Source organism: Endozoicomonas sp. 2B-B, from assembly GCF_053470045.1.
This window is the reverse complement of the sequence record NZ_JBLZMU010000001.1, coordinates 437,501-450,676: the sequence shown is the minus strand read 5'-3', so window position 1 is coordinate 450,676 and position 13,176 is coordinate 437,501. Positions and strand designations below refer to the sequence as shown.

Below are 13,176 nucleotides of genomic sequence, written 5' to 3'. Positions count from 1 at the left end.
CATTGCTTACATACGTCGATGGACACTTAATTCACTTAGCCTTGCGCCAATAATACAGCAAGATTGCCGTTCAGGGTCTGGATACGCCATTATGACAACAGAAGAATATCGAGGTGATTATGATTAACTGGAATACCATAGATACGGTTCTCCTCGATATGGATGGCACACTGTTGGATCTCCATTTTGATAACTACTTCTGGATGGAATATGTGCCTCAGAAATATGCCGAAAAACACAGCATTACTCTGCAGCAGTCGAAAGAAGAGTTGCATCCGAGGGTAGCCCAGACTTACGGCAAGTTGGAATGGTACTGCCTGGATTACTGGGCCAGAGAGCTGGACCTGGATATCATCGCTCTGAAGCAGGAGCTGGTTCATTTGATCAGCTTTAGACCCGGTGCCGACCGTTTCCTGCAAAATATCCGCGACCGGGGCAAGAAAGTGATCATGATCACCAATGCTCATCGGGACAGCCTGTCGCTGAAGTTGGAAAGACTCTCCATGGCCCACTACTTTGACAGATTGATCAGCTCCCATGATTACGGCTACCCCAAGGAAACCCAGGCATTCTGGCACAACCTTGAAGCCGATATAGGAACGGACAAGGAACGAGCCCTGTTTATTGATGACAGCCTGCCGGTCCTGGATTCTGCCAAAACCTATGGCATCGCCCATTTACTGGCTATCCGTTACCCAGACAGCAAACAGGGTGCTAAAGATACTGGTGAATATCAGGTTGTTGAAGATTTTCACGAGCTTATTCATCTTTGATTAGGCTTTGAAAACCAGTTTAATGACTTTTGAGAGTAATGAATGGCCAAGCAAAGTAGTGTTCACAACAAACAGTCGGACAAAGTACGCCTGGACAAGTGGCTCTGGGCTGCCCGCTTTTACAAGACCCGAAATATCGCCAAAGAAGCCATTGAAGGTGGCAAGGTGCACCTGAATGGCCAGCGCTGCAAACCCGGTAAAGAGCCCAAAGTAGGTGACCAGCTGAAACTGCGTACCGGCTGGGATGAAAGAGTAGTGATTGTTCGGGAACTCTCTGACAAACGTCAGAAAGCCGAGTTGGCACAACAACTCTACGAAGAGACTGCAGCCAGCATCCAGTCTCGTGAGGTGGCAGCAGAACAACGCAAGGCAATGCGCGGTGCCATGGCTCCCCGACCGGATCGCCGTCCGGATAAAAAACAGAGAAGGGATATTCTCAGGCAGAAATCCAACCTGGCCGATTAATGTCAGATCAGATAAACAATACCTTTTTCCACCTTTGAGAGAACCAGGGTCAGTTTGTCACCAAGGCATGGGCCTGCCACACACTCTCCTGACTCAATGAGAAACAGAGCCCCATGAGTAGCGCACTGGATCAGTCGCTTTTCTCTGTCCAGAAAGCGGTCTTGCTGCCATTCCAGATTAATACCGAGGTGTGGGCAACTGTTTTCGTAGACGAAGACCTCTTCATCTCGACGGACAACGAAAATAGAGCCTTTTTCGGTTTCGAAACCTTTACTTCCCGGGTTTTCAAGATCATCAACAGCGCAGAGTTCCAACAAGTTTCCAGTTCCTGAGTTTGATGGCTGCTCAGAAAATAGATTCTTCAAACAGCCATGAGCCGACAATGGCGCTCACTGCGCATCATCAAGGGAGATACGAAGCCTGAAAGAGCAGTATCGACCCATAATAATCGAGCTGATTTAAAACTCATAGCGCACTCTGGCTGAAAAACTGTCGGTGGTGTAGTGCTGACTCCAGTTATGGTCATATCCTGCTCTGAGTGTCCAGTGATGACCACTTTTGACGGCAAAAGCAAGACCTGCAGTGAGACGATAGGGGTCCCTGTCCTGCCCAGTCACTTTGAGAGTTGAGCCGTCAGCCAGGTAGGTCGCTTTGACTTCGCTTCCGGATGAAATAAAGTCGTAAAAGCCCATCAGTGTCAGCTCAGGTTTAAAGACGGTCTGACGTCCCCAAATGGCTCCGTTAAACTTGAATCCAGCACCCAGCTCAGCTGTGAGGTAGTCATCATTTTCAATTTTTCGCTCGAGCCCGGAGTTTCCCTTTTCAGAATAATCCTGGATCCGAAGCTGACCATAACTGAACAAAGCCCGAGGCACCAGACTCCAGCTACCCAGCTGCCAGGCGGTGCTACCAGTGACTCTGAGGCCCCACTGGTCAGCCTTGAAGTCGCCTTTCACTCTTTGGCCATTAACTGTTTTTTTACTGTCGTTGGAACCACTTCCCACAGATGCCATGGCATTCATGGACAGTCTTCGGTAATTCCAGCTGCCATAGAGCGAGGTCAGATAACTTTGTTGACGGGTACTGGCGCCATCATCCATATCAATAGAGGCTTTGGATAAGGTCATGGCAAACCCGAATCTGATATTACCTTCCAGCTCACCGTCCACTCCCAGCGTCATGCCTCCCACCTGATTCTTGAAGCCCATTTCCTGAGCAACAACCTCCTGTTCACCCTCGGTATAAAGAAGCTGACCCCAGGCTGCACCATCGACAAACTGGTCGCCATAACTAAAACCACGACGAATGCCTTGATTACGACTGAAAATGATATTGTGAACGTTATTGGTCAGAGTCAGCCCTGTTTTTTGAACTGCGGCCGAAGCCTCCGGTTGAATTTCATTAGCCTGGGCAGAAGCCACTACCGTGGCTAAAGCCGCAACGGGTAAAAAATAATTGCGCGAAATTTTCACAATCCTTGTGCCTTCCCTGTTCTCAGTGCTGATTCAAGCCATTAATGTAGGCAGGAGGTTGCCTGTTCTCGGTCAACCTCCGGACTTTTTCTGATATCTGCTATTGTCATCGGATCATTCAGACAATGTCTTAGTAAGAATCACTGAAGCCCATTCCATGCAGCAGTTATATTCTTCCGCTTTCTACATCTTTCAAAAAATCCACGAGCGCTTGCCGGTAATTTTCCGGATCATCCCACATAGAGCAATGACTGCCGTTATCACAGAGCACCAGCCTGCTGTGAGGCAGAATGGAAGCCATCTGCTTCTGATCGTCCGGCGCCGAAGTGTCGTAGCGTCCAGCCAGTAGCAGTGTTGCAACACGGATCCCGGCCAGATCATTCCAACGATCCCAGCCCAGCAGATTGCCGGTAAAAACAAACTCATTATTACCCTGCATAGTGTTGTAAACACTCAGATTCCTGTGATCAAAGGCCCTGTTCAGGGCTTCAGGCCAGCTCGGCAATCTGCAAATGTACTTGCGATAGAGATGTTCCATCAAAAGAGAAGGGTGCTCTTTATTGTCCAGATCGTTCGCTGCTTCGAATGGTTGTATTTGATCGACCACTTCCGGTGGCAACTGCTCCCGAAGGTGCTTGGTATGAGCCATATAGGAATGAATACTGCCGGTGATGCTGCCGAGAATCAGTCCTTTCAGATATTTTTGGTACCTAAGTGCATATTCAATTGCCCACAAGCCACCACAGCCGTGGCCAAAGAGGTAAAAATCCTCCAGGCCCAACGCCGTCCGAACCTGTTCAATCTCATCAATGAATCGTTCCAATTGCCAAAGTGATCCATCTTCAGGCTGATCTGAGCACCATGAACCCAGTTGATCATAAAAAATGACCTCCACTCCTTGAGGAGCAAGAAAATCTTCCAGACATTCCAGGTACTCATGGGAACACCCCGGCCCACCGTGCAGTGTCAGTAACCTTAATGGCCCAGAGCCCACCCGCTGAGTCCAGACCCGATAACCGTTATCCAGTGTCACCCACTGAACTCCCGGTGCGTTGTGCTTCTCTTGTTTGGTCATCATGCCAGTACACTGTTTAGACTTCGCAACGGATTCAGTGTAGGCAGTTTCTGTGGAAAAAGAGGCAATGCACTCATTTACCTACTATTATTTCCGAGCCATCGTTTAGCTAAATTATTTATCTTTCAACGGTTTGTCGATTTTATTGAAGACTCATGCCCTGATCCTGGTTCTCACCTTGCTGGCTTGCTCAAACCGAACCAGTGCATCCACAGCCTGCCAGAAAACTTTTGGGCCTGCTGGAGGCAATATATTGCTATCAGGAATAAGTGTTTCATCGGGAGACAACCTGTAGATCACAATCCCTTACAGCAGCCATCGTATTACTTTGCTAAATGACTCACAGGGGGTCGGTCCCAAACCAACTCAGCAGAGTATCTGAAAGAGAAACGGCTCAGTCGCTTTTCCCGTTAAAGTTCCCAATAGGCAGAAAGAGTCTGACAAGAGGGAGACTCAACGGGGTTCTGTGGAAAACTCTCTATGGAAGCTGTGGATAAATACAGTTGTCAGCAGCGATCAGTTTAAATAGACAAATTCCATAGTCGTCCAGAGGCCTTTATTTATGTGATGTTTTTTTGTCGCTTTCTTTAAGCTCACGGGAAAAAACCTGTGCATAAAAAGTGTATAACAGATTGTGCACCCTTCTTGAGCAAGGTCATCTCTTTTGCTGACTCGAAAAAGGCTGGCCTTTTTTTCAGAGTTCCGAGACACTTGAGTGACGAGTTCTGTCTGCACCGGCGAACAGACATAGGCCATGGCAAACCCATTACCGCAGTAAGAAAGCATTAAATCCGACAGCCCCCAGACCCGGATGGAATCATGAACCCCGGAAAAATATTCAAATGATTATCGAGGCGTTCACATGGGCCTTCTCAAGGGCAGTAAAAGGCGCACGACAGGCAGGACTTGTGCAAGAGGTTGCTGCGATTGCAGGGAAGTACCAACGTAACAAAAAAGCCTGGCAACCCCATTTGGAGCAAACCCGCGCTGCCATTAATGCCGCCATAAAGGAAGCTGATCCTGCTGAACCCATTCTGATTCTGGGCTCAGGACTGGGTCTCGATCTTCCGCTGCAAGCACTCAACGATCATCCGACCGGTGCCCTTTTGTTCGACGCCGTAAAGCCGCCGCAGCTTGCTGCCAAGCTGAAACAGTATCCAAATATTAAATTTGAACTAAGGGATGTCACCGGCCTTCTCGAGGAACTTTGTAGCAACTTCAGCAGCAAGAAGATTAGCCTGCCCACTTCTGCACCGCTGCCGCTCAAGGGTTTCAGCCTGGCAATTAGTGTGAATATGCTTTCACAGATTCCGTTATCATTCTCCAACAGCCCACCGGAAGGCGACGCGGAAATACGCATGATGACGGCTATCCAGAAAGCCCACATCATGACCTTAAAGGCGATGGCCTTCAACGTTCTCTTAATTTCTGATCATGAGCGTCATGAGAATAAAGACGGTGGCATTGAGGTTACCACGACCGTTGCGCCGCCCCTTTGGCCCTGTAAACCTGTGCATGAATGGGACTGGCATATTACACCATCAGGCGAAAGCAGAAACGGTCAGACCACAATCCTTAAGGTGGGTGTCTGGAAAATCCCTTCTGGAAAATCCCTGGCAAAGTTGCCGATGGCCTTTAATGAATCAACGGCTTAGGGCAGCCAGTCTTCTTCCATAATCTGATCAAACGTCCATGGACAAATCTCAGGAAAGCTGTGTTCATCAAGCTGCTGATGAGGCTGAACGTAGTCATTCATTGCTTTGATAGCCAAGACCTTGCCATCAACATAAGCTTCATCGAAAAGGCTTTTCACCTCACTCTGAAGATGAGGCCGTCTCTTTATAAGCTTATTAATCGCTAGCCTTGTTCTATCAATCGTTCCTTTCCAGTCTCTACAGTTATAAGGCTCAGGCATTACAGGATTCAAAACTCGAATCTGATAATCATATTTCAGTAAGTGGAGCAGGAGTGTCGTCAAACGAGATTCCAGGGTATCCAACTCACTGCTCATATCATGGATTTCCCCAATCAGGTTATCTACATCAAGCTGGTCAAATTGACGATTGGTCAGATACTCTTTCTGCTGCTCAACCCAGCGATAAAAATCACTCTCATATAGGTTTTTCATGAGATTGTCTCCAATCCGGCTTAGGCCCGAGAGTATAGTTTACGTTTTCTTTTTGTCAGGAATCACCACATCAAACGGCAGCCCCTTTCTCAGGGCAATCTGGCTGAAATAGAGATTAATAGCCTGGGAGGTCGTTAGTCCCAGTTTACGCAGCACTTGTTCCGCTTCTTCCTTTAACGCTTCGTCGATACGCGCTCTGACGGTGGTTTCTTTAGCCATAGTGGTATCTCCCGTGACATATTTCTGACTGGAATTCATGATTTCCTGTATGGTACATGAAACAGACGACCAACGGATGCGTTGTTCCTGCTACGCTTTTCCCGATAAGTGTTAAACTATCTAGATTGTTTGGCTGCCTGCACATTCGTTGTGAGCACTTTTACCTCACCTAGGGCACTTGCCAGTTTTTTTGTCGAAGCAACTCGATAACCTATTCCGGAGGAATCAATTTAATGGGCCGACGCCATAAAACCCACGCTGTTCAGGTTGGACACATTACCATCGGTGGCGATGCGCCTGTGGTCGTCCAATCCATGACGGATACGGATACTGCTGATGTCGAGCGTACGGTTGAGCAAATAAAGCTTCTGGCGGACGCTGGCTCTGAGATTGTCCGGGTGACGGTCAATACCGAAGAAGCGGCTGCTGCAGTTCCGGCCATCTATGAGAAGCTGAACCAGCAGGGCTATAACGTCCCTATTGTCGGCGACTTTCACTACAATGGTCATATTTTGCTGACCAAGTACGATGATACCGCCCGCCTGCTGCACAAATATCGCATTAATCCGGGCAATGTTGGCTTTGGCAACAAGAAAGACGATCGCTTCAACGCCATGATTGACGTAGCCATAAAGTACGACAAACCGATTCGTATCGGGGTGAACTGGGGCAGTCTGGATAAAGAGCTGTCGACTCGTTTAATGGATGAAAACGCACGTTCTGAAAACCCTAAATCCTCTCAGGAAGTTCTGCACGAAGCTCTGGTACTCTCTGCGTTGACCAGTGCCGATGCAGCCGTAGCAAGAGGGCTGGGGGCCAACAAAATTGTTATCTCCTGCAAGGTCTCCCGGGTACAGGACCTGATCAGTGTCTACGAAATGCTCTCAGAGCGTTGTGAATATGCACTCCACCTGGGTCTGACCGAAGCGGGTATGGGCAGCAAGGGGATTGTTTCGTCCAGTGTTGCCATGGGCGTATTGCTTCAGCAGGGCATTGGCAACACCATTCGTACCTCCCTGACTCCAGAGCCCAATGGCAGCCGTGATCGAGAGGTGATTGTTTCCCAACAGATATTACAGGCACTGGATGTCCGTAGCTTTTCTCCTGAGGTGACCGCCTGCCCCGGCTGCGGTCGAACCACCAGTACTTTCTTCAGGGTTCTGACGGATGAAGTCGACGCCTTTCTGCGTACCAAAATGGTGACCTGGCGTCACAAATTTGTGGGTGTGGAAGAAATGAAAGTAGCGGTTATGGGTTGTGTTGTTAACGGTCCCGGTGAGAGTAAACATGCCAACATCGGCATCAGTCTGCCCGGAACCGGTGAAGCACCTTCGGCACCTGTGTTTATCGACGGTCAAAAAGTAACTACGCTCAAGGGTGACAATATCACTGAAGAGTACAAGGAAATGATTGAAGAGTACGTCCACAAAACTTACTCACCCAGGGAATCACTAATTGCCACCCAGTAATCGCTCAATCAAATTCCTTAGAAGCCCGCTCAGCGGGCTTTTTTATGCTCCGGTACTTGATTACTCTGCTTCTTTTGGCTCAGGTTTTTCCTGATCAACCATCTCCGGTGTTTCCAGACTGATCCGTCCCAGGCCACCGCTGCGGAATTCATTCAGGAGAATCTCAGAGACCTTATGAAGATCAGCTATACCGCCTCTTCTCATGCAGTTTCTGCGGGCAGCAATCACATCCATCAGTTCGATATCACTGGAAGGCAACTCATTGATCTGAAAACGCTGCCTGAGAGCTTCCGGGTATGCTTTCAGAAAATATTCAGCGGCAAACAGGGCGATGTCTTCGTATTCCAGAACCGCATCTTTAATCGCTCCGGAAATGGCCAGTCGATATCCACAGGCTTCCGGCTCCAGCTTGGGCCAGAGGAATCCGGGCGTATCCAAAAGCATCATGCCATTGGGCAACTTGATGCGCTGCTGCTGTTTGGTCACTGCGGGGACATTTCCGGTTTCGGCAATAATACGGTTGGCAAGCGTGTTGATCATGGTGGATTTGCCGACATTGGGAATCCCCAGGATCATGGCTCTCATGCCTTTGATGTCGAGTTTGCGTTCTACCATGCTCTCGGCCAGCCTCAGAACACCGCGCACTTTTTCCGGCTGACTTTGGGTCAGGGCAATGGCCTTAACCCCTTCTTCTTTTTCCATCTCCCTGATCCACCGCTCAGTGACAGCAGGATCAGCCAGATCACTCTTGTTCAAGACCTTAATGTAGGGCGTTTTACCACGCAGGGAAGGCACCAGAGGGTTTCCGCTACTAAAAGGAATACGGGCATCCAGAACTTCGATGATCAGATCGACTTCCGGAACCACTTTCTTGATCTCCTTTCGAGCCTTGTGCATATGCCCGGGAAACCAGTTAATTGCCATAACAACACCTTTGTATACTGAAGGCCGGTATTCTATATGCTCCGGAGCAATCTAGTAACCCAGGCTTTTATCTATTGCTGGCGGCATTTCTCCCTGCTCAATAAGCGCTACGTCTGCAACAATCTGTTCCATCGCCCGCTCAATCGGAGTAGGAGCTGCAACATGAGGCGTAACAATAACCCGTCTGTTCTGCCAAAGGGGATGCTTGTTGTCCAGTGGCTCAACTTCAAACACATCCAGCACGGCGCCCCTCATGCGGCCTGTTTCCAGAAGATTTTGCAAAGCCTCTATCTCGATAACATCGCCCCGTCCTCCATTAATAAGAACACTGTCTTCAGGCAGCTTTTCCAAAGCCTTCTGATTCAACAACTTTTGGGTAGAAGGTGTTGAGGGCAAGAGATTGACCAGCACTCTGGAGTGTTTCAGAAGGTAGTCCAATCCTGCATCGCCTGATACAGCATTAACACCGTCGACCTGCTTTTCAGTTCGACTCCAGCCAATGACCGGGAATCCTGAATCGCTGACTGCCTTTGCCACTGCTTTACCAATAACACCAAGACCGAGAATGCCTACCGTCCATTCTGACTTTTTGCTTATTTTATGGGGCTGCCAATGACTATCTGGCTGTTGCTGCCTGTAATAATCAAAATCTCGATAGAAATGCAGCAGACCATATATCACATAATCCGACATGTATTCCTCCATGCCGACTCCTCTTAACTTGAAGACTGGAAGATCAGCAGGAAGGCTCTCAAGATTTACCAGTCCATCAACACCGACACCTTGGTTAAATACTGCTTTTAATTGGGTCTGTTGTTGAAAGAATTCGGCCGGAGGTTGCCAGATCACTGCATAATCCGCCAGCCAGTCGTGACACGCTTCTTCAACCCAATGACGTACGTCTGCATCAGGAAAAGCGTTCCTGACGGCTGAAGTCCAAAGTTCACTATTTTTCTTGTTATACACAATGATTTTCATCAACCTTAACTCCTTGGTAGATCATGAACTAATAATTAAAAATAACGCCCTGAGTCGCGACCAGAAAAAGCCTGACCACTGGGATGGATAATGCGGCCTTATTAACAGATATTGATTAAGAACAGTTAATGTCCTGCACTGCAATAATTTGAATACAGCTTTTCTATCATTGTGATAGTCATTGCCAATTTCCAATTTCATCTGCTTGCCTCTAACTTTTATTTTATACAACAAGAGGACAATTCCATGAATGTATCCAAACAGTTAGAAAATAAACAAGATAGTTTCGATGTTTCAGTTAAGCAATCCAAAAAGCAAAACGATTGCAATTTCAACGATGACTATTACGGAGACAGAGTCTGTCTTGCACCTTCTAACCAAAAGAAATAACAATTTGCAGATTCGAGCATTAATAAATTCTTGATAGAATGCTGCAACTCTACAAAGTCGTTCTGGATGATCCTGTCAATTGCGAGTTCGGTTACCAAAATACAAAAACCCCAGCTGATCTCTCAACTGGGGTTTTGCTTTATTCAATGCCTGGCGATAATCAACTCTCACATGTGGAAGCCCCACACTACCAGAGGCTGTCGCAAAACTCTAACAACTCGTTCCCACGCTCTGCGTGGGAATGCATACCTCCCCTGAAAAGCGGACTCTGCAGCGCGAGATGGGTATGGGTTCTCACGCTGGAGCATGGGAACCAGAGTTTTGCGACAGCCTCACCATCGGTGGGGGCCGCCCAGGTGGGGCCGCCCAGGTGGGGCCGCCCAGGCATGTTTCGTTTCACTTCTGTTCTGCCACATTCCTTTGCCCACAAAACAAAAACCCCGGTCAATCTCTCAACCGGGGTTCTGCTTTATTCAATGCCTGGCGATGACCTACTCTCACATGGGGAAGCCCCACACTACCATCGGCGATGTGTCGTTTCACTTCCGAGTTCGGGATGGGATCGGGTGGTTCCAACACTCTATGGTCACCAGGCAAAACTGGTCGAGCCGTTGGCTCTCGAGCTGGAAGCTTTAAGCTGGAGGCTTGAAGCTGTTTCTCGAAAACTAAGGCTCTGGAATCCAAATCTCTTTTAAGCTGTGTCGTCTATTCTTGCTCAACACTCTCTTTCACTGTGTACGGCTTCCAGCTTCAGGCTTCCAGCTTTTGCTGGCAGCTTCGCTGCGCAAATCGCTTTGGCGTTATATGGTCAAGCCTCTCGAGTCATTAGTACGGGTTAGCTCAACGCCTCACAACGCTTACACACCCCGCCTATCAACGTCGTAGTCTTCAACGTCTCTTATGGGCCTTAAGGCCAGGGAAGTCTCATCTTGAAGGGGGCTTCCCGCTTAGATGCTTTCAGCGGTTATCCCGTCCGAACTTAGCTACCGGGCAATGCGTCTGGCGACACAACCCGAACACCAGTGGTTCGTCCACTCCGGTCCTCTCGTACTAGGAGCAGCTCTCCTCAAACTTCCAACGTCCACGGCAGATAGGGACCGAACTGTCTCACGACGTTCTAAACCCAGCTCGCGTACCACTTTAAATGGCGAACAGCCATACCCTTGGGACCGGCTTCAGCCCCAGGATGTGATGAGCCGACATCGAGGTGCCAAACACCGCCGTCGATGTGAACTCTTGGGCGGTATCAGCCTGTTATCCCCGGAGTACCTTTTATCCGTTGAGCGATGGCCCTTCCATTCAGAACCACCGGATCACTATGACCTACTTTCGTACCTGCTCGAGATGTTCCTCTCGCAGTCAAGCTGGCTTGTACCATTACACTAACCGCACGATGTCCGACCGTGCTTAGCCAACCTTCGTGCTCCTCCGTTACTCTTTGGGAGGAGACCGCCCCAGTCAAACTACCCACCACACAATGTCCCCGATCCTGCTAAAGGACCTGGGTTAGAACCTCAATATTGCCAGGGTGGTATTTCAAGGTTGGCTCCATGCAGACTGGCGTCCACACTTCAAAGCCTCCCACCTATCCTACACAAGCAACATCAAGATCCACTGTGAAGCTGTAGTAAAGGTTCACGGGGTCTTTCCGTCTAGCCGCGGATACACTGCATCTTAACAGCGATTTCAATTTCACTGAGTCCTGGGTGGAGACAGCGTGGCCATCGTTACGCCATTCGTGCAGGTCGGAACTTACCCGACAAGGAATTTCGCTACCTTAGGACCGTTATAGTTACGGCCGCCGTTTACCGGGGCTTCGATCAACCGCTTCTCTTGCGATAACAGCATCAATTAACCTTCCGGCACCGGGCAGGCGTCACACCGTATACGTCCACTTACGTGTTAGCACAGTGCTGTGTTTTTAATAAACAGTCGCAGCCACCTGGTATCTTCGACCACCGCCAGCTTACGGAGCAAGTCCGGTCACCGGCAGCGGCGCACCTTCTCCCGAAGTTACGGTGCCATTTTGCCTAGTTCCTTCACCCAGGTTCTCTCAAGCGCCTTGGTATTCTCTACCTGACCACCTGTGTCGGTTTCGGGTACGGTCCCTTTTGACCTGGTGCTTAGAAGGTTTTCCTGGAAGCCTGGCATCAACCACTTCCCCACCTTGGTGGGCTCGTCATCAGTTCTCGGCTTTGTGGACCCGGATTTGCCTGAGTCCACAGCCTACGACCTTAAACAGGGACAACCATCGCCCTGCCGGCCTAGCCTTCTCCGTCACTCCATCGCAGTCAAAAGGGGTACAGGAATATTAACCTGTTTCCCATCGATTACGTCTTTCGACCTCACCTTAGGGGCCGACTCACCCTGCGCCGATTAGCGTTGCGCAGGAACCCTTGGTCTTCCGGCGAGGGAGCCTCTCACTCCCTTTATCGTTACTCATGTCAGCATTCGCACTTCTGATACCTCCAGCCAACCTTCCGGTTGACCTTCGACGGCTTACAGAACGCTCCTCTACCGGTTGCAGTGGTCAGTTTTCAGTGGTCGGTCATCAGTCTTCTCATACTGACAACTGACCACTGAAAACTGACCACTGAACCCCGTAGCTTCGGTGAATAGTTTGAGCCCCGTTACATCTTCCGCGCGAGCCGACTCGACCAGTGAGCTATTACGCTTTCTTTAAAGGGTGGCTGCTTCTAAGCCAACCTCCTGGCTGTCTGGGCCTTCTCACATCGTTTCCCACTTAACTATTACTTTGGGACCTTAGCTGACGGTCTGGGTTGTTTCCCTTTCCACGACGGACGTTAGCACCCGCCGTGTGTCTCCCGTGATTGCACTCATCGGTATTCGGAGTTTGCATGGGGTTGGTAAGCCGGGATGGCCCCCTAGCCCAAACAGTGCTCTACCCCCGATGGTGAGACACGAGGCGCTACCTAAATAGCTTTCGAGGAGAACCAGCTATCTCCGGGCTTGATTAGCCTTTCACTCCTATCCACAAGTCATCCCCTGGCTTTTCAACGACAGTGGGTTCGGTCCTCCAATCAGTGTTACCTGATCTTCAACCTGCTCATGGATAGATCGCCCGGTTTCGGGTCTATTCACTGCGACTGGACGCCCTGTTAAGACTCGCTTTCGCTACGGCTTCCCTATACGGTTAACCTTGCCACAGAAAATAAGTCGCTGACCCATTATACAAAAGGTACGCAGTCATCAGTGGCCAGTTGTCAGTTGTCGGTGGTCAGTTTTGTTCAGCGTCAATTTCAACACCTCTGCAAATCTGCCC

11 protein-coding genes and 2 rRNA genes (1 of these 13 running past the window's edge) are annotated in these 13,176 nt (G+C 49.3%); 4 read left to right on the top strand and 9 right to left on the bottom strand.

Annotation, left to right across the window (positions count from 1 at the left end):
• Positions 1-119: 119 nt before the first annotated feature.
• Positions 120-773, top strand: coding sequence for a GMP/IMP nucleotidase (yrfG, locus tag ACOMHB_RS01835; RefSeq protein ID WP_448215254.1), 654 nt, complete (start codon positions 120-122; stop codon positions 771-773).
• Positions 774-815: 42 nt separating this feature from the next.
• The gene (hslR, locus tag ACOMHB_RS01830) at positions 816-1,238 is read left to right on the top strand and encodes a ribosome-associated heat shock protein Hsp15 (protein WP_448215253.1); all 423 of its coding nucleotides are present in this window, start codon (positions 816-818) and stop codon (positions 1,236-1,238) included.
• A gap of 2 nt (positions 1,239-1,240) precedes the next feature.
• Here hslR and ACOMHB_RS01825 read toward each other — a convergent pair whose 3' ends face one another.
• The 3 genes from ACOMHB_RS01825 to ACOMHB_RS01815 all read right to left on the bottom strand — a co-directional run bounded on the left by ACOMHB_RS01825 (position 1,241) and on the right by ACOMHB_RS01815 (position 3,788).
• Positions 1,241-1,555 (bottom strand): Rieske (2Fe-2S) protein, encoded by a 315-nt coding sequence (locus ACOMHB_RS01825; protein WP_448215252.1) that lies wholly within the window; start codon positions 1,553-1,555, stop codon positions 1,241-1,243.
• Positions 1,556-1,696: 141 nt separating this feature from the next.
• Positions 1,697-2,710 carry an autotransporter outer membrane beta-barrel domain-containing protein gene (locus ACOMHB_RS01820; protein WP_448215251.1) on the bottom strand — a complete coding sequence of 338 codons (1,014 nt, stop codon included), beginning with the start codon at positions 2,708-2,710 and terminating at the stop codon, positions 1,697-1,699.
• A gap of 166 nt (positions 2,711-2,876) precedes the next feature.
• Positions 2,877-3,788 (bottom strand): proline iminopeptidase-family hydrolase, encoded by a 912-nt coding sequence (locus ACOMHB_RS01815; protein WP_448215250.1) that lies wholly within the window; start codon positions 3,786-3,788, stop codon positions 2,877-2,879.
• 839 nt (positions 3,789-4,627) lie between these two features.
• Between ACOMHB_RS01815 and ACOMHB_RS01810 the strand changes: the two genes are divergently transcribed.
• On the top strand, positions 4,628-5,440 hold the full coding sequence (locus ACOMHB_RS01810) for a hypothetical protein (protein ID WP_448215249.1): 813 nt from the start codon (positions 4,628-4,630) through the stop codon (positions 5,438-5,440).
• Here ACOMHB_RS01810 and ACOMHB_RS01805 read toward each other — a convergent pair.
• Positions 5,437-5,913, bottom strand: coding sequence for a DUF29 domain-containing protein (locus tag ACOMHB_RS01805; protein ID WP_448215248.1), 477 nt, complete (start codon positions 5,911-5,913; stop codon positions 5,437-5,439). The genes ACOMHB_RS01810 and ACOMHB_RS01805 overlap by 4 nt on opposite strands.
• 39 nt (positions 5,914-5,952) lie before the next feature.
• Complete coding sequence (locus tag ACOMHB_RS01800; RefSeq protein WP_422136286.1) at positions 5,953-6,132, bottom strand: type II toxin-antitoxin system RelB/DinJ family antitoxin; 180 nt, start codon at positions 6,130-6,132, stop codon at positions 5,953-5,955.
• A 233-nt stretch (positions 6,133-6,365) separates the two neighbouring features.
• Between ACOMHB_RS01800 and ispG the strand changes: the two genes are divergently transcribed.
• A complete protein-coding gene (ispG, locus tag ACOMHB_RS01795; protein ID WP_448215247.1) occupies positions 6,366-7,601 on the top strand; it encodes a flavodoxin-dependent (E)-4-hydroxy-3-methylbut-2-enyl-diphosphate synthase in 1,236 nt (411 codons plus the stop codon).
• A gap of 60 nt (positions 7,602-7,661) precedes the next feature.
• Here the strand turns inward: ispG and ylqF are convergent, their stop codons facing one another.
• The 4 genes from ylqF to ACOMHB_RS01775 all read right to left on the bottom strand — a co-directional run.
• The gene (gene ylqF, locus ACOMHB_RS01790; RefSeq protein WP_448215246.1) at positions 7,662-8,525 is read right to left on the bottom strand and encodes a ribosome biogenesis GTPase YlqF; all 864 of its coding nucleotides are present in this window, start codon (positions 8,523-8,525) and stop codon (positions 7,662-7,664) included.
• A 51-nt stretch (positions 8,526-8,576) separates the two neighbouring features.
• Positions 8,577-9,503 (bottom strand): 2-hydroxyacid dehydrogenase, encoded by a 927-nt coding sequence (locus tag ACOMHB_RS01785; RefSeq protein WP_422473279.1) that lies wholly within the window; start codon positions 9,501-9,503, stop codon positions 8,577-8,579.
• Between the two features lie 868 nt (positions 9,504-10,371).
• Positions 10,372-10,487 (bottom strand): 5S ribosomal RNA (gene rrf, locus ACOMHB_RS01780).
• Between the two features lie 210 nt (positions 10,488-10,697).
• Positions 10,698-13,176: ribosomal RNA gene (locus tag ACOMHB_RS01775) — 23S ribosomal RNA — on the bottom strand (it continues 614 nt past the right edge of the window).